15 protein-coding genes are annotated in these 16,797 nt (G+C 47.3%); 8 read left to right on the forward strand and 7 right to left on the reverse strand.

The annotated features are described in order from the left end of the window. Positions 1-557: 557 nt before the first annotated feature. From Q7V32_RS16500 to Q7V32_RS16520, 5 genes are all read right to left on the reverse strand, one after another. The gene (locus tag Q7V32_RS16500) at positions 558-1,277 is read right to left on the reverse strand and encodes a 2Fe-2S iron-sulfur cluster-binding protein (RefSeq protein ID WP_304898076.1); all 720 of its coding nucleotides are present in this window, start codon (positions 1,275-1,277) and stop codon (positions 558-560) included. 1 nt (position 1,278) lies between these two features. Further along, positions 1,279-3,063, reverse strand: a complete 1,785-nt coding sequence (locus Q7V32_RS16505; RefSeq protein ID WP_304898077.1) for an NAD(P)H-dependent oxidoreductase subunit E — start codon at positions 3,061-3,063, stop codon at positions 1,279-1,281. A gap of 369 nt (positions 3,064-3,432) precedes the next feature. Continuing rightward, on the reverse strand, positions 3,433-6,066 hold the full coding sequence (locus tag Q7V32_RS16510) for a bifunctional diguanylate cyclase/phosphodiesterase (RefSeq protein WP_304898078.1): 2,634 nt from the start codon (positions 6,064-6,066) through the stop codon (positions 3,433-3,435). A gap of 84 nt (positions 6,067-6,150) precedes the next feature. Further along, the gene (locus Q7V32_RS16515; RefSeq protein WP_304898079.1) at positions 6,151-7,608 is read right to left on the reverse strand and encodes a flagellar hook-length control protein FliK; all 1,458 of its coding nucleotides are present in this window, start codon (positions 7,606-7,608) and stop codon (positions 6,151-6,153) included. A 3-nt stretch (positions 7,609-7,611) separates the two neighbouring features. Continuing rightward, positions 7,612-8,493 (reverse strand): HDOD domain-containing protein, encoded by an 882-nt coding sequence (locus Q7V32_RS16520; protein WP_304898080.1) that lies wholly within the window; start codon positions 8,491-8,493, stop codon positions 7,612-7,614. Between the two features lie 97 nt (positions 8,494-8,590). On the opposite strand from Q7V32_RS16520, the gene prmB reads away from it, so the two are divergent. From prmB to kdsB, 8 genes are all read left to right on the forward strand, one after another. Continuing rightward, positions 8,591-9,523: a 50S ribosomal protein L3 N(5)-glutamine methyltransferase gene (gene prmB / locus Q7V32_RS16525; RefSeq protein WP_304898081.1), complete on the forward strand. Its 933-nt coding sequence runs from the start codon at positions 8,591-8,593 to the stop codon at positions 9,521-9,523. A gap of 4 nt (positions 9,524-9,527) precedes the next feature. Continuing rightward, positions 9,528-10,616, forward strand: coding sequence for a chorismate synthase (gene aroC / locus Q7V32_RS16530; protein WP_304898082.1), 1,089 nt, complete (start codon positions 9,528-9,530; stop codon positions 10,614-10,616). A 12-nt stretch (positions 10,617-10,628) separates the two neighbouring features. Beyond that, a complete protein-coding gene (locus Q7V32_RS16535) occupies positions 10,629-11,792 on the forward strand; it encodes an MFS transporter (RefSeq protein ID WP_304898083.1) in 1,164 nt (387 codons plus the stop codon). A gap of 310 nt (positions 11,793-12,102) precedes the next feature. Continuing rightward, positions 12,103-12,720, forward strand: a complete 618-nt coding sequence (locus Q7V32_RS16540) for a MotA/TolQ/ExbB proton channel family protein (RefSeq protein ID WP_304898084.1) — start codon at positions 12,103-12,105, stop codon at positions 12,718-12,720. Beyond that, positions 12,717-13,151, forward strand: coding sequence for a biopolymer transporter ExbD (locus Q7V32_RS16545; protein ID WP_304898085.1), 435 nt, complete (start codon positions 12,717-12,719; stop codon positions 13,149-13,151). The genes Q7V32_RS16540 and Q7V32_RS16545 overlap by 4 nt, the downstream gene beginning before the upstream one ends. Beyond that, positions 13,148-14,149, forward strand: a complete 1,002-nt coding sequence (lpxK, locus tag Q7V32_RS16550; RefSeq protein ID WP_304898086.1) for a tetraacyldisaccharide 4'-kinase — start codon at positions 13,148-13,150, stop codon at positions 14,147-14,149. Before Q7V32_RS16545 ends, lpxK begins: the two co-directional genes overlap by 4 nt. Next, complete coding sequence (locus Q7V32_RS16555; protein ID WP_304898087.1) at positions 14,142-14,333, forward strand: Trm112 family protein; 192 nt, start codon at positions 14,142-14,144, stop codon at positions 14,331-14,333. Before lpxK ends, Q7V32_RS16555 begins: the two co-directional genes overlap by 8 nt. Further along, positions 14,330-15,106, forward strand: coding sequence for a 3-deoxy-manno-octulosonate cytidylyltransferase (kdsB, locus tag Q7V32_RS16560; protein ID WP_304898088.1), 777 nt, complete (start codon positions 14,330-14,332; stop codon positions 15,104-15,106). Before Q7V32_RS16555 ends, kdsB begins: the two co-directional genes overlap by 4 nt. A gap of 319 nt (positions 15,107-15,425) precedes the next feature. Here kdsB and Q7V32_RS16565 read toward each other — a convergent pair whose 3' ends face one another. Both Q7V32_RS16565 and Q7V32_RS16570 read right to left on the reverse strand, forming a co-directional pair. Continuing rightward, positions 15,426-15,950: a DUF2380 domain-containing protein gene (locus Q7V32_RS16565; RefSeq protein ID WP_304898089.1), complete on the reverse strand. Its 525-nt coding sequence runs from the start codon at positions 15,948-15,950 to the stop codon at positions 15,426-15,428. Positions 15,951-16,039: 89 nt separating this feature from the next. Next, complete coding sequence (locus tag Q7V32_RS16570) at positions 16,040-16,741, reverse strand: ComF family protein (protein WP_304898090.1); 702 nt, start codon at positions 16,739-16,741, stop codon at positions 16,040-16,042. Positions 16,742-16,797: the final 56 nt, after the last annotated feature.

Raw genomic sequence — 16,797 nt, forward strand, 5'->3', positions numbered from 1 at the left:
CGGACTTTTTTTGAACATCTTCGCGCTTTAATGCAGTATCTTCCATTCGATGACTGGGATCATTTGATGCGGTTTATGCTGAAAGGACTCAACGGCACAATTCCTGACTCCGGGTAGGGTTTTAAAATGAGAATTGCTGCTATAAACCAGTCATTCGGAAAACTGATTTTTTGTATTTTTCATAGACCGCTAATGGCCGTTTCCTACCTTGGCAAATTATAAATATCGGTCCGCTTTGTATAATTCAGAAGCATAAAGTTTGATGATCGCATTAAATTAAACTGTGATGTGTAACAGTTTAATTTAAAAATGTTTTCCACTTAAACAATGGCTTGAGTCTTTTTGTCGCAAAATGTTATGCCTATTGGTGACCCTTGATCGACATCAAGTCCGTGGTTACGGCAGGGGGTTCCATGAAGAAGGATTACATTGATCTAAACGTAATCTGCCATCCATGGCTTCTGATCTACGCCAATTCGTGTTGGGGTTACGTGAAAAGGGTTAGTAAAAACTCATAAAATAACTTCGGCTTCACTTACAGGACCGATAAGTCCAAGTTATCCTGTTGAATCGGTTTCCCTTTTTTTGCAGGCAATTGTGCTGATGGGATGCTGGTCGTAAATGCGCCCGCCGATCGGTGTCTTATAACCGGTTCTCTTGACCAGAATCGCTCCGGTAGGACATACCTGTACTGCACTATCTTCAACACTGATGTTGCTGTCTTTAAGTTGTCCCGTTGGTGAATTTATTATCAGGCGTTTGTGGATGCCGCGCCCGGCGATACCGAACACGTCTTTACCATCGCTCTCGCGGCTGGCACGAACACACAAGTTGCAGAAAATGCAGCGGTTATGGTCAATCAATATATCGGGATGCGAAGCATCCACTTTTCTATGTGCATAAAAATGCGGGAAGTGGCTGTCCAGCATATTCAGATGGTAGCCCACGGCTTGCAACTCGCAATTACCCGATTTTTCACAGGTCGGGCAAAAATGATTGCCTTCCACGAACAGCATTTGGGTGATGCGCAGACGGGCTTCTTGCAATTCTTCACTGTTGTTGACGACTTTCTGGCCTTCAGCAGCTGGAAAAGTACACGCTGAACAGGTACGGCCGTTGACTTTTACCGTGCATAATTTGCAGCTGCCGTGTGGCGTGTAGCCGGGTCTATGACACAGATGGGGGATGTAGACGCCTGCTGTACGGGCGGCTTCTATGATGGTTTGGCCATCGGTGAAGGGGATGGTTTGATCATCGATGGTAAGCGTTCCGCTCATGTCAATTCTCCACTTGCTGCGATAAGTGCGCACCTGAATCGTCGCGCTGCGTTAACTGGCGGGCTATAGCTAACGTAGCATCAAGGTTAAAACCGGGTGAAAAACCGGATCGTTTTAACTGCTCCAGATACAACTCGGGATAGCTCGCCAGCGTTGTTAAAATTGGATTCGCGGCGGTTTCTCCCAAGCCACAATGGCTGAAGTTTTTAACGACCATACATATTTCGCTCAGTTTTTCCATATCAACAGCGGAACCATGACCGTCTATGATCTTGTTTAACTGATTTTTCAGCAATGAGGTACCGACTCGGCAGGGAGCGCAAAAGCCGCAGCTTTCATGGGCAAAAAAATCGGTAAAGTTCTGCACGACGTCAAAAATGTTTCGGGTGTGGTTAAACACCATGAACGAGCCGGCAGAGGATAAATCTTCAAATGCAAGTGTGCGTTCCAGTTCCCGGTTGGAAATAAAAGTACCTGACGGGCCGCCAATTTGTACCCCCATGACTTCTTCGGCGCCACAGTCCGACAATATCTCACTGATGCGGGTACCAAACGGGTATTCGTAAATACCCGGCCGGGCACAGTCGCCACTGATGCTGAGTAATTTGCTGCCAGTCGATTGCGGCGTCCCGACATCGGCAAACCATTGTCCGCCTTTTATTGCAATGTGCGTGGTGGCGAAAAAGGTTTCAACATTGTCGACTACCGTCGGTTTGCGCAGATAACCGCAGATAACCGAATTAGGTGGCTTAGTGCGCGGAATGCCGGGCTTTCCTTCCAGAGATTCGATTTGTGCCGATGCTTCACCACAAATGTAAGCGCCTGCACCCATGCGTATTTCGATGTCGAAATCAAAGCCCGCTTGCCCAAGAATAGTGGTGCCGAGTAAACCCTGGTCGCGGCGGTTTTGTAATACGTTCTGGAGTTTTTCGTAAAGGAATAAATATTCGGCGCGCAGATAAACTAAACCCTGAGTGGAGCCGATGATCGCCGCACATAGCGTCATGCCTTCGAATACCTGATCTGCATACAGGTTGAGTAACATTCGGTCTTTGTAAGTACCCGGCTCACCTTCATCGGCGTTACAAATCACATAGCGGGGTGTAGCGGCTTGGATAGCGCAGGTGCGCCATTTCAATGCCGTCTTGAATCCGGCGCCACCCCGGCCACGAAGATTGGATAAGTCAACTTCCGCCAAAGTTTCAGTCAAGCCTCGATTAAAAGTCGCTTTTATGGCATCACCATTGCTAAAGGGCTGAGTCAACAGCAGCCCGGGCTTGTAGATGGTTTCTTCGACTTGGAATAGTTCTGCAGGCCAATCGTCTAAAGGTATTTCCTGTTCAATCAAGGCGGCAATGGTGTCGATTTTGGGTCTATCCAGTCTAGGTAGAGGATAGCCGTTGACCAGGCCTGCCGGTCCCTGATCACACATGCCGGTGCAGGACGTATTGTTAAGGCTGACCAGTTCGTCCTTTCGGACTTCGCCCACTCTGACTTTTAAGATTTCGGCCGCATAGGCCAGCAGGCTTTCTTTATTCTGCATGCGATCGGTAATCGAGTCGCTGAACAAAAGATCGTAACGGCCTTGTGGTGTGGCATGCAGAAAACTGTAGAATTCAACCACCGCAATGATCTGGGTGCGTGGAATGTTGAGTTTGTCAGACAGGAAATCAATGGCCGTTGCCGGAATATGCCGGTATTGGGCTTGTACTGCTCTTAATATTTTTAACAGCCTGACCGGTTGGTAGTCTGCTTCCGCCAGGACTGTTTCTAAAAAAGTTTTCATCGTATCGTTACCGGTCATTTAAGTTGCTTGGTATGTTATGTTTCACTCAAAAAACCTGTTTTCAGGCCGTTCCTGGAATTTAACGGCAGGGATTAATCTGCCCTGTAAAAGCCATCTCCCAAAAAGCAGTTGTACCAGAATGGTTAAGCCCTATTTTTAGCCAAAAAACCTATAGATGCCGTTCATTGTATTGTTTAACGATGCTCCTTACTGATTGGCGGTTCGTCAGATTGAATCGCGTAAATCAATTTTTTATGATGAGTTAATACTAAACAAAATACAGCCGGGTGCCCAGCTAAAAATCACTTCTTAATCGTGTTTTTCAGGTTTTGCATCAACCAATACGGATTCAGGCGTTCAATTGGGACGTCAGGTTGCCACAACATCGACAAATTCTTGTATGGGCACAGGCTTGCTGAACAGATAGCCCTGATAGGTATGGCAGCCATGCTGCTGTAGGAAGGCAAGTTGCGCTTCCGTTTCCACTCCCTCGGCAATGACTTCTATCCCCAAATTCCCGGCCATGCCGATAATGGTTTGCACTATGATCGCGTCAGTGGATTTCAACCCGATGTTGTGCACGAAGGACCGGTCGATTTTCAACTGGTCCAGGGGCAATTGGGTCAGGTAGGAAAAGGATGAATAGCCGGTGCCAAAGTCATCCAATGAGAACCGCACGCCGATTTCCCTGAGTGCATTCATCTTCTTAATAGTGTCATTGATGTTGTCGAGTACCAGGCTTTCCGTGAGTTCAAGCTTGAGAAGTTCCGGATTGATCCCGGTGTTGTTCAGTGCCTGCTTCATCCGGGCGACAAAATCCGGTTGTCTGAACTGCCGGGCACTGACATTGACGGCAAGCCGCAAATTCCGGGTATACGAATTTTCCTTCCAAAGAATTAATTGAGCGCAGGCAGATTCCATGACCCACTGACCTATGGAGAGAATGAGGTTGGTTTTTTCAGCCAACGGGATAAATTTTAAAGGGGAGATCAGGCCCTGCTGAGGATGGTCCCAACGCAGCAATACTTCAGCGCCGATTATGTGTCGGTCAAGATAGACCTGAGGTTGGAAATAAAGCTTGAATTGATTGTTTTTAAGTGCACAGCGCAAGTCTTTCTCCATGTCTGCCTGCGCGGTTACCGCAGCTTGCATGCCGGGATTGAAGAAACGCACTGTATTTCTTCCCTCCGTTTTGGCCTGATACATGGCAAGGTCGGCATGTCTAAGCAGTTCCTCTGCCTGCTTTTGATCCCGGTACAAGCGAATGCCGATGCTGGCTGTACAATGAAAGTCAAAGTCGTCAATGAGGTAGGGCCTGGCTAGATTGTTCCGCACTTTTTCACCCAATTGTTTGGCTAACACAGCAGCAACCTCGGGTTCTGAGCTCAGATTGTCCAGGAAAACCACGAATTCGTCACCGCCAAGCCTGCCGACAATGTCATTTTCACGAACGTCTGCACGCAGCCGTCTGGCCACTTCGATAAGTAACTGGTCGCCGGCATCGTGGCCGCGTGTGTCGTTGAGCGTTTTGAAATTATCCAGATCTAAAAACAGAATCGCGCCATATAACCTATTTTGCGCCGCAACGTTCAGTATCTGGTCAAGCCGGTCTTGCAGCAACCGGCGGTTGGGTAAATGAGTTAGTGGGTCGTAATAGGCCAGGCGGTGGATTTCAGCTATTGCATCCTTGTTCTGAGTGATGTCGGCGTATGTGCCGACATAATGGGTAATGTTACCGTCGGGCGCCGTGACGGCTGCAATGTCCAGCCATTCGGCAACAATGATCCCATTCTTACGGCGGTTCCATACTTCACCTTGCCAGCAGCCTGACTTAATAAGCGTGGCCCACATCGCTTGAAAAAATAACGTATCGTGGCGCCCTGAACTGAATAAGTGTGGAGTTTGCCCGAGAGTTTCTCCGACACTGAAGCCGGTCAGTCTGGCAAATGCCTGATTGACTTTCAGGATGACAGCGTTGGCGTCGGTGACGATCATCGCCGACTGGGATTCAAAAGCGATGGCACTGATGCGGAGCATTTCTTCCGCTTTTTTCCGAGCGGTGATGTCCCTGACAATGCCGATTCCGCCCGCGATCTTTCCTGTGCTATCAAGGAAGGGCGCGCAGGTCATGTCTATCGCTATGCCGGAGTCAGTTAATGAGGCGTAATTTTGCCCTTCATAAAAGACTAATTCGCCCTCAAGAGCTTTTTTTGCGGCAGGAAGGATAGATTGATCGTTGAAAGTATTCATGCCGAAACCGGCTATGCCGTCAACTGAATTGCCCTGAATATCGGCAAAGTGTTCATTACAGTAAGTAATGATGCAGTTTGTATCGTAATGAAAAATGCCGATTGGAGAATGTTTCAGCAGCAAGCGTAAGCGTTCCTCGCTAGTCCTGACGACTTCCTCTCTGGCGGCAGCTTCGAGACGTAACATAATATTCTCGGTAATGCTCCGGTTAATATGGCGCAAGCTGACGATCATAAAGCCGAGATATAAAAATCCTGCCATTCCCATTCCAACAGACAACGTGTCACTTTTGATGAGCAGGCATATCACGATGGGCAAAAGAGAGGTCACAGCAAAGACCACCGCACTTATCAGATCAGCCGAAAATGAAATTACGCCTCCGGCTGTCAGCCCGGCCATCATAAAGATCAGGAACATCTGATGCTGAGGTTCATTGCCGGGGAACATCAAAAAACCTGCCGACCCCCAGACTATGCCCACTGCCAGGACGCCATAGCGAAATTTCGTCAGCCAGGACTGTATCGCTGTTTCACTTTCAATGGAGGCGTGTCGAAAAGCATAGACAAGCGCCGCACGAAACAGCGCGACCAACATAACGAGACCAAACCAGCCAAGAACAATTGAGGTTGCAATCACTTCTCGCTGAATAAAAGCAAGAATCGCTGCTAGCAATGTACTGGTAACCAGTGACGCAATGCTCGCAGAAAAAAGTTGCTGCAATTGAGCCGATTGAACTGATGCCTTGAAATTCAACTTATTCCTTTAGTATGAGTGAGCCAAGTAGTAGAGTAATTTATCCCTAGGCAGCCAGGCTTTCGGCTATTGACACACTTAAAGTCAGGCTTTTTCATCCAGCAACGAATCTGACGTCAAACGATTAGGGAGGGATTCCACAACGCCTTCGCTGGCCTCAATATGGCCGGTCTTTAAGCCTGCTTGCTCTAATTGTTGTTTTAAATAGTCCAGATGGTTTTGGATCAATGCGGTTGTTTGCGGTTTTTCTGCAAAAAAATGAGTGTTGACGGTATTGTCAAAATAGGCAATTTTGCAGCGAATTGGACCGATATTGGGTGGAGAAAGTGTCACCGTGACCGACCAGGTTTGATTGTGTTCTTCCTGTTTGGCGTGCTGGTCTTTGTTGATTTCGATTTTTACACTGTCTGCGTGGTTTTGATTTAAAAATGGAATTTCAATCAGCCATTGTTGTTTGGGCGAGTCCTCTTTGGGAACTGAGGCCAATTGATCAAGAATTATTCTGGCCAGACTGTTTTCGCTTTTTTGTAACAGGTTTTTAAGTTGTTCCAGCGCAGAGGATGATTGGATTTGTTCACTTTCACCCGCCGTTTCCATTTTTAGCGTCTGAATCAGTTTAAGTAAATGGGCTTTTAAATCATCTTTAAACAGGACGTTTTCAGCTTCAAGGCCGGCAGGTGCCGGTTGCTTGGGGTCAGAGGGAGTAATTAGGCTTGCAATTTTTGCTTCAAGAAATAAACCGGATTCAGAGAGTATGTTTTTAAGCAGGCTGCCTTGCATCAAATCTTTATGTTCGGGGAGATTGCGTAAAATATCACTGACCAGTTGTTTCAATGGCATGGAAGCCGTTTCACTGGTCTGCAAACGGACATTGTCTTTAACCAGTTGATTGACCAGGGCTGTCGGTGAATCATTTTTCGGCAAAAAGCGTTTAACAAAATCGGCAATCCCGCTTTCGACACTGATTATTTTAAACGTCTGATGCTTGTTTGATGAAGCCGCTTCCAGTGTAATCAGTTGCCCGGGTTTTACCCGAGGGTCTTCGGCATTGTAAGCGATTTCCATCGTGGCTGATTTGCTTCCCGCCGGTTTGGATAAGAGCTCCAGTTGGATAGACTGATCTTTAATGCCGATAACGCGGGCCATAAGCGGCATAGGAGAGTCGGGCGTCTTATTGCCGGAAGCCGAAGCAAAAACAGATGACGGATCGGATGGGTTCGTCGTTTTGGCGCCGGGCAATTGGGTAAAATTGAGTATGGACTCGGTAAGCTTGGGTTCCACCAGCTTCAGTACCAGTGTAGGGGACAGTTGTAGAACTTCCAGTTTGAGCATCTGGCCGGATTGCAGTGGCGCGGTCAGGTTACTTCTAACGTCCAGGGTTTGTTTGGCAATTTCCAGCGTGATCTTGTTGAGATCGCTGGATATTTGTCCGACTTTAACGTCTAGTTGCTGACCCACTTTAAGTTGCAGTGAATTTTCATTTTGGCTGGAGATTGATCGGGTGTTGAGTGCATTGATAAGCGGTTGAATATCCAATGCCATGGCCTATTTCAACATCTGCCGGATATGTTCAATTTCATCTTTGGCCATATCAAGAATTGAAAGACCGGCATCCGGATCCAGATGACCCTGGACTAATTTTTTGAACGAAGGTAACTCGTCGATACGCGGCATTTTCTTGACGTCCACTTTGCCTATGTAACTGTGCAATTGCGCAATCATTACAATATCGCTGTAGTCAGCAGGCCCGTCATTGTGTTTGTACCAATTTTCAGCATGGATGATGACATCTTCAAAATCGGCCGGAAAATCCCATTTTCGAATGATTTGTAAGCCGATATCAACGCGCAAGTTTCTGACTGTCTCCACTAAGTCTTTTGGAGTATTAATGATTTCAGGATGTTTATCGGCATAGGTGAGAATGGGGACAACCCCAATATCGTGAATAAGTCCTGCGAGCATCGCTTTGTCAGGGTCAAAGCCGGGAATTTTGTGTGCGAAAACGGCGCTGATGGCGGCTACGTAACTGCTATGAGCCCATAAATCCGTCATTTTACGAGCTATCACTGGCGATTTTGCCAAAAAAACAGTTTTCATGGCAAATGAGGTAATAATATCTTGTGCTGCTTTTAAACCTATCCGTGTCAAGGCTTCCGGGCAACTTTCAATTTTTCTTCGGCCCCGGTAGAGGGGGCTGTTGGCGATTCTGATCAGTCGGGCCGTGATAGAGGGATCTATCTGAACAACACGGGCAATTTTGGCATTATTGGCTCTGTCATCATTGATAGCGCGCCGAATCTTAAAGGCCACATCAGGGATGGTAGGTAATTGCAAATTATCCGATTGCATAAAATGGTAGCAATCGTGATAAAGGCGGTTTTTTGCCAGATTAGACGCTGTATTGATTATTTCAGCGGGTGCGCTCATAGGGATTGTTCGGGGGCTGGGTTTAATAATCAGGCACTTCGTCAGAGTTTAGTTTAAAATCTTCGATTTAGTCGATACAGTTCTCATTTTTTTATTCATGATTGATCACTCTTCTGATGCGCTTGTTACGTTAACGACAATACGTGACTACATCCGCTGGGGCGCAACCCGTTTTAATAAAGCCAACATTTTTTTCGGTCACGGTGCAGCAAGTGCCCTTGATGAAGCTGCAGCATTGCTGCTTCATACCTTGCAACTTCCTTTTGATTTGTCGCCGGTTTACCTGGATAGTGTACTGACACATGAAGAGCGTCAAGCTGTGTCTGCTTTATTTGACAGACGTATCAACGAGCGCAAGCCGGTTGCCTATTTAACCAACCAGGTGCAATTTGCCGGACTTCCTTTTTATGTGGATGAACGGGTTCTGGTGCCGCGCTCTCCGATAGCTGAGTTGATCAACGAACATTTCTCTCCTTGGTTGGAAGTCGATAATGTAAGCCGCGTACTTGATTTGTGTACCGGCAGTGCCTGTATTGCGATTGCCTGTGCTTACGCCTTTCCCGAGGCAAAAGTCGATGCGGTTGATCTTTCCGACGATGCGCTGGCGGTTGCTGAGATTAATCTGAAAAAATATGACGCTGCCGATCAAGTCACTCTGTATCATTCTGATTTGTTCGATGCCTTACCGCCTGATAAATACGATCTGATCGTCAGTAATCCGCCCTATGTCAGCACGGCAGAATGGGAAGGGTTGCCTGCCGAATTTCATGCCGAACCTGATATGGGCTTTTTAGGTGGTGAGTCGGGATTGGATCTGGTGCTGCGAATTTTGGCCCGAGCGCATGACTTTTTGACGGCTGAGGGAATTTTGGTTGTTGAGGTTGGCAGCAGTGCCGAGACCTTACAAACCTTATACCCCGACGTACCTTTTTACTGGCTGGATTTTGAACATGGTGGTGATGGCGTTTTTTTATTGACGGCAGAGCAAGTCAGACAGTTCACGCCTCTTTTTCAACAAGCTTTAAAATAGAGTTATGTCCGGAAACACGTTTGGAAAATTATTTACCGTAACCACGTTTGGTGAAAGTCACGGGCCTGCCATTGGCTGTATCGTTGATGGCTGCCCCCCCGGAATGCCGCTTTCAGAAGCCGATATTCAAACCGATCTGGACCGACGCAAGCCTGGCACCTCGAGGCATACTACCCAACGCAGGGAGGCCGATGAGGTCAAGATTCTTTCCGGAGTTTTTGAAGGCGTCACCACCGGTACGCCCATCGGTATGATCATTGAAAATACCGATCAGCGTTCCAAAGATTACTCAAAAATTGCGGAAAGTTTCAGACCAGGCCATGCTGATTATGCCTATCATCAAAAATACGGCTTTCGGGATTACCGGGGCGGAGGGCGGTCTTCTGCACGCGAGACGGCCATGCGGGTTGCTGCAGGCGCCATTGCTAAAAAATATCTCAAGCATATTGCCGGTATTGAAATAAGAGGTTATTTATCGCAATTGGGGCCTATTAAAATAGATAAAGTCGACTGGTCGGTAGTGGATAATAATCCGTTTTTCTGCCCGGATGAAGATAAAGTCGAAGCCATGGAAAACTACATGGATGCGCTGCGAAAAGAAGGCGATTCGATAGGTGCCAAGATTGTTATTGTAGCCAGTCATGTCCCGCCCGGTTTGGGCGAGCCCATATTCGACAGGCTTGATGCCGATTTGGCCCATGCCCTGATGAGTATCAACGCGGTAAAAGGCGTAGAAATCGGTGGCGGCTTTGATTGCGTGGATACCAAAGGAACGGCTTTTCGCGATGAAATAAGGCCGGACGGCTTTTTAAGCAATCACGCGGGCGGTGTTTTAGGCGGAATTTCCACCGGTCAGGATGTGGTCGCCAGCATCGCGTTAAAACCTACATCCAGTCTGCGTTTATTAGGAAAAAGTATCGATATTCATGGTGAAGCGATTGATGTCGTCACGCATGGCAGACATGATCCTTGCGTCGGCATTCGCGCCACACCGATTGCTGAAGCAATGATGGCGATCACGCTGATGGATCACTTTTTGAGACATCGCGGTCAAAATGCAGAAGTTGATTCCGGATTACCGGCTATAAGATAAAAGATTCCTTCAATGTCGGTACCTTACTGGCGATTGTCAGGATTTTATTTTTTCTATTTTGCAACGCTGGGCGGCTTTTTGCCGTATTGGAGCCTCTACCTTAAATCACTGGGCTTTAATCCCGGTGAAATTGGAGAGCTTTCGGCTTTTTTGGTAGGCACTAAGATCATTGCTCCCAATATTTGGGGCTGGATTGCAGATTACACCGGTAAAAGTTTAAGGATTATCCGCATAGCCTGTTTTTTATCGGCGTGCTTGTTTGCTGCTTTCCTCTGGGTGCGCGGCTATTTTTGGTTTGCCGCAATAACGGTTGCTTTCAGTTTTTTCTGGAATGCGGCCCTGCCTCAGTTTGAAGCGGCGACCCTGTTTCATCTCAAATCCGAGCGGCATCGTTACAGTGAAATCCGTCTATGGGGGTCGGTTGGGTTTATCGCTACGGTCGTTTTTATGGGCTGGTTACTGGATAGCCTGACAATTGAAATACTGCCGCAAGTCATTACTGTTTTGTTGATTGTTCTGTGGTTTACGGCCTTGATTACGCCGGAGGCTAAGGCCTCACTCGGTGAACGGGGTACGGTCAGAATCTCGCGTTTACTGATGAAGCCGGAAATAATCGCTTTTTTTACGGTTTATCTTCTGATTCAGCTCGCTCATGGCCCATATTATGTGTTTTTCTCCATTTTTCTGAAGGGCCATGGTTATTCATCAACAATGACCGGGCTGCTCTGGTCGTTGGGCGTATTGGCTGAAATCATATTGTTTCTGTTTATGCGGAAAATACTGGCCCGCTTTAGTTTGCGCAAAATTTTATTGACCAGCATCGTGCTGAGTATTGTTCGCTGGAATATGATTGCTTATTTTCCGAATCAGATCAGTTTGTTGATCGCAGCCCAGGTGTTACATGCAGCCACTTTTGGTGCGACTCATGTGGCGGCCATTCATCTGGTTGATCATTATTTCGGACACCAGCATCAAGGGAAAGGTCAGGCTTTGTACAGCAGCATGAGTTTTGGTCTGGGAGGCATGCTGGGCAGTTTATACAGCGGATATTTATGGGAATCCTGGGGGCCGGAACGGGTCTATGCTTTGGCCGCCGTCAGTTGTGCCGTCGCTTTGATCATAGCTTACATCTGGGTGGGCCGGGATCATGCGCAAAAAGCCATTGCGCAAAATTAAGCAAATTAAAAACTTATAGTATTTGTTCGCACCGCCCATTTTAGTAGAGTGTGGGTGCTTGATTTCAATGGACGCATGAATATGTCCCTGTAGCTCTCTGCAAAATCCCTGTTGCAGAAGCCTTTTCAATCAAGCACCTACACTCTCAATTCCAAGTTGGCGAGTAGTTACAACTTATGTTCAGATTTACTATTTACGCTGATAAGCATTGAACCTGGATATATTTGAGCCAATGATTTTAGTAAAATACACGTTCCAAGTAAGTTCGCTTCTTGATAGAAATTAAATATTTTGTACCTAAGGAAATAGTGTGATCGAGTTAATTAAAAGCGGTGGGTGGCTGATGCTGCCAATCATTCTTTGTTCAATAGCCGCAATGGCCATTATCGGAGAACGGTTCTGGTCGTTACGCAAAAAGAAAATTCTGCCTCCTGAATTGATCCCTCAAATCTGGAAGCTGCACCGGGATCGCAAACTGGACAATAACGCCATACGCAGCCTTAGAGTCAGTTCCCCGTTAGGAGCGGTCTTGGCGGCAGGACTGGCCAACAGCGCACATGGACGGGAAATGATGCGGGTCAGTATCGAGGAGGTCGGTCGACAAGTCGTTCATGAGCTGGAACGTTTTCTAAATACGCTGGGTACCATTGCTTCCATTGCACCTTTGCTGGGATTGTTGGGGACTGTGGTCGGGATGATAAAAGTTTTCTCCGCCATCATGCTACATGGCGTGGGTGATCCGGGCATTCTCGCCGGAGGCATATCCGAGGCCTTGATCACGACCGCTGCCGGTTTGACAGTAGCCATTCCCAGTCTGATTTTTCACCGCTACTTTGAGCGATTGGTGGAAGAATACGTTTTGAACATGGAAGAGGAAGCTTTGAGGCTGATTGATATTATTCACGGTGACCGGGAGGAAGTGAAATGAACTTTCACCGCAAAAAAAGAGAGAAGCTGGAAATATCCATCACGCCAATGATTGACGTGGTATTTCTGTTGCTGATTTTTTTTATGGTGACCACTACGTTCAATAAAGAAACTGCGCTCAATATCAAATTACCTCAGGCCGAAGGCGAAGAGCCTGAACAACAACCCAAAGTGATCAACTTAACCATTGATGCACAAGGCACCTACTATCTGTCCGGCGACGATGGCTTGCCCCGCGAGCTGGTTAATCAGAAGAAAGAAACCCTGAAAGGGGAATTACAAAAACTCGCGGTAGTTTCACCCAATTTACCGTTTATCATCAATGCCGATGCAAAAACGCCGCATGAAGCGGTCATCAGAGCGTTGGATATTGCCGGACAGGTGGGTTTTAAACGTATCACTTTTGCTGCAATAAGGACGCAAAATCCATGAATTTAAAACGAATTGGCGCGTCCGTGCTGGATTTTATCTGGTACAAGGATGACTTGTTCGGTCTGATTATGATGCCGTTGGGTTTTATTTACCGGGATATTGCCAGATTCAGACGCTTTTTGTATCGCATAGGGCTGCTTAAAACACACAAATTATCGGTCCCGGTCGTTATCGTAGGCAATTTGACGGTGGGCGGCACCGGTAAAACACCCTTGATTATCTGGATGGCGCAAGTACTTCAGCAAAATGGATACCGGCCGGGCATTATCAGCCGTGGCTATGGCGGGCAATCAGAAGCGTGGCCGCAAATGGTTGACTTGAATTCGGATCCTCGACGGGTTGGAGATGAACCTGTTTTGTTGGCCCGGCACAGTGGTTGCCCGGTTGCGGTTGGGCCTGATCGCGTGGCCACCGCCAGGATGCTGCTTGAGAATTCTGCCTGCACTGTCATTTTATCTGACGACGGTTTACAGCATTACGCATTGGCCAGAACTATTGAAATTGTGGTAATTGATGGCGAAAGACGGTTTGGTAACGGTTATTGCTTGCCTGCCGGACCTTTGAGAGAATCGCAAGACCGCTTAAGCGAAGTCGACCTGGTTGTTGTCAATGGCGTCAAGTCAGACGAGACTCATTTTGACATGCGTGTGGTTGGTAATGATGCAGTGAATCTGGTCTCAGGCGCACAGGTGCCGTTAACTGATTTCACTGCGGCACCCTGTTATGCTGTTGCCGGCATCGGCAATCCTGCCCGGTTTTTTGACATGCTCGCTAACAAGGGCGTTTCAGCTATTTGCCTTAAATTTCCTGATCATTATCAATACAGCGCCAAGGATTTGCCTAATGACGGAAATCCGGTGCTAATGACCGAAAAAGATGCGGTCAAATGCCAGGCCTTTGCAAAGGATAACTACTGGTATGTGCCGGTAACGGCAAATCTTGAACCGGATTTTGCCAAACGTTTTTTACATTTACTCGGAGAGAAACATCATGGATAAAAAGCTGCTTGAAATTTTAGCCAGTCCTGTCAGCAAAGGACCATTGATTTATGACAAAGATAAGCAGGAACTCATCTCGATTGCCGATCGTCTGGCCTTTCCGATTCGTGACGGCATTCCTGTCATGCTTGAAGATGAGGCCAGAGTGTTGTCCCAAGAAGAAGCAGAAGCCCTGCGCAAATGAGTCCGGCGTTTAAAGTGGTCATTCCGGCCCGTTATGGTTCTACCCGTTTACCGGGAAAGCCGCTGCTGTCGATTGCCGGTAAACCGATGATTGTGCATGTTTGTGAGCGGGCGCAGGAAGCCGGTGCTGATGAAGTGGTGGTCGCAACCGATGATACACGCATTGTCGATGCTGTCACCCGCCTGGGTATCAAAGCTGTGATGACGCGTCCCGATCATCAAAGCGGAACAGAGCGCATTGCCGAGGTCGCCGCATTAGCCGGGTGGTCAGGAGGCACTGTTGTTGTCAATCTTCAAGGCGATGAGCCGCTGATTCCTCCTCAATACATTCGTGACGCAGCTTATGCTTTAGCCGCTCAGAATCATGCCGGTATCGCAACGCTGGCGGCACGTATTGACGACAGCGACGAAATCTTCAATCCCAATTCGGTTAAAGTCGTTCTCGATAAAGCGGGTTATGCCTTGTATTTTAGTCGTGCCCCCATTCCCTGGGACCGGGCGCATTTTGGCGTGGAGTCTAAATCGATGCCGGTTGATAGTCTTTATCTCCGTCATATCGGTTTGTATGCGTACACGGTTGATTTTTTGAACCGTTATTGTGGGTGGGAGGCATCCCCCATTGAAGCGATAGAATCTTTAGAACAATTAAGAATTTTATGGCACGGAGACGCGGTATTGGTAAAAACCGTCGATAAAACACCTGAAGCCGGCGTCGATACCGAAGCCGATTTGCTGCGCGTTGAAAAAGCACTGGTAACTTCTCGCCTGTTTTGAATTATACCCACCGCAGATCGAAATTCGGCGCCGGGGTGCCCGTCAAGGACGCCGTATATACTTCCCTGTAGCTCTCTGCAAAATCCCTGTTGAAGACGCCTTTTCAATCACCACCTTACACCCTCTAAAATTGGAGGAGACGTGCAGATATACCCATCGTAGATCGAAATTCGGCACCGGATTGCCCGTCAAAGGACGCCGACAATACATCCCTATAGGCTCTATGCCAGCATCCATGCTGGCAAAGCCTTTGCCGAACAACCCGTTGCCTCCTTAGGCACTGCCGAAATTTGAAGTGCGAAAGGTATACAAGCACTGTCTACTTCGGTTGTTTGATCAGTTTTGAGGGTGGGGGCGGGGTGTATCGCTGCTCGAGTAATTTGTCGATTTTAACCGTCAGGCTTTCTACTGCCTTGATGGTTAAATCGATGTTAGGTCCTTTAGATTCGGAGATAATCTGATCCAATAATTGACCGTCGCTGACCCGAATCAGGTTTCCCATCAAATAAGCGAACAGGAAACTGGGCTTGTGTAATCTGCCGACCAAAATATAGTCTGCGTCAAAACTTTTCCCCAATTGTGCGGCAAGATCGGCATGATCAAACAGGTAGCCTTCACCGCCGTTTGCCGCTCGCTGAGCCGTCAATGGAATCTGGATGATCCGGTAACCGGCGGAGCGTAATTCTTGTTCCAGCAAGGGTTTGATCGAAGCCGTGCGTTTTACTTCAGTTGGGATGCCGGGTGCCAGTGTCAAATCTTTCAATTCAAAATCGAGGATGGCGATGCGTGTTTCGGCGGCCAGATTAAAACTTAAAAGACTTAAACATAAAATAAGTAATTTCATCATTCGTGGTTCTCGTTAAGGTGAAATTGCTGAATTGATCGCGGTACAGGCTAAGATCAATCATGATTTTGTAATAACGTTCTTTACCTTCACGCCCTGGCACAGACCCAGACATCGACACGATGAACCCCTGCATTTTTTAAGGCTTTAGCCAATTCTGAAACGGTAGTGCCGGTCGTCATGACATCGTCGACAATAGCAACATGGTTGAAGGTTAGTTTTTTATTCACCGCAAAAGCATTGAGTATATTCTTTTTCCGTTGTTTTGCACTCAATTCAGTCTGGTGCTCGGTATTGCGCTGACGGATGCTGCTGTCCAGATCAACGGGGATATCCATCAGTCTGGCTATGGTTTTCGTTATTTCTATGGCTTGATTAAAACCTCTTTCGCGATAACGTTCACTATGCAAAGGCACGGGAATCAGGCATTCGGGTATTTCCGCAATAGTCAAAAACTGCTCAGCCATAAGCTGTCCGATCAATCTGGCGTTTTTTAGCTGGCCGCCAAACTTGAGCGAGGTGAGTAAATAGCGTATGGCACCGGTGTAGACAAAAACAGCATGCGTTTCATCAAAATAAGGTGTTTTATTTAAGCAGGCACCGCATAACATCGGAGTTGTTGATGATTGCTCAAACAACGCACCGCATCGATAGCAACACTCAGTTGCTCGTATCAAACCGCTCTCGCAGTGCAGGCAGAGATCTTTTTCTCTTTGTCCAGGATGACCACATAAGATACAAGTAGGCGGAAACAGGTAATTCTGTATAATATTACTCCAGTTGTTTACCATTTTAACGATATTAAGTTGACAGGATTGCTCAACTTGACCCAATCGAAAATAATTAA

This window comes from Methylicorpusculum sp. (genome assembly GCF_030651835.1).
GTDB lineage: Bacteria > Pseudomonadota > Gammaproteobacteria > Methylococcales > Methylomonadaceae > Methylicorpusculum.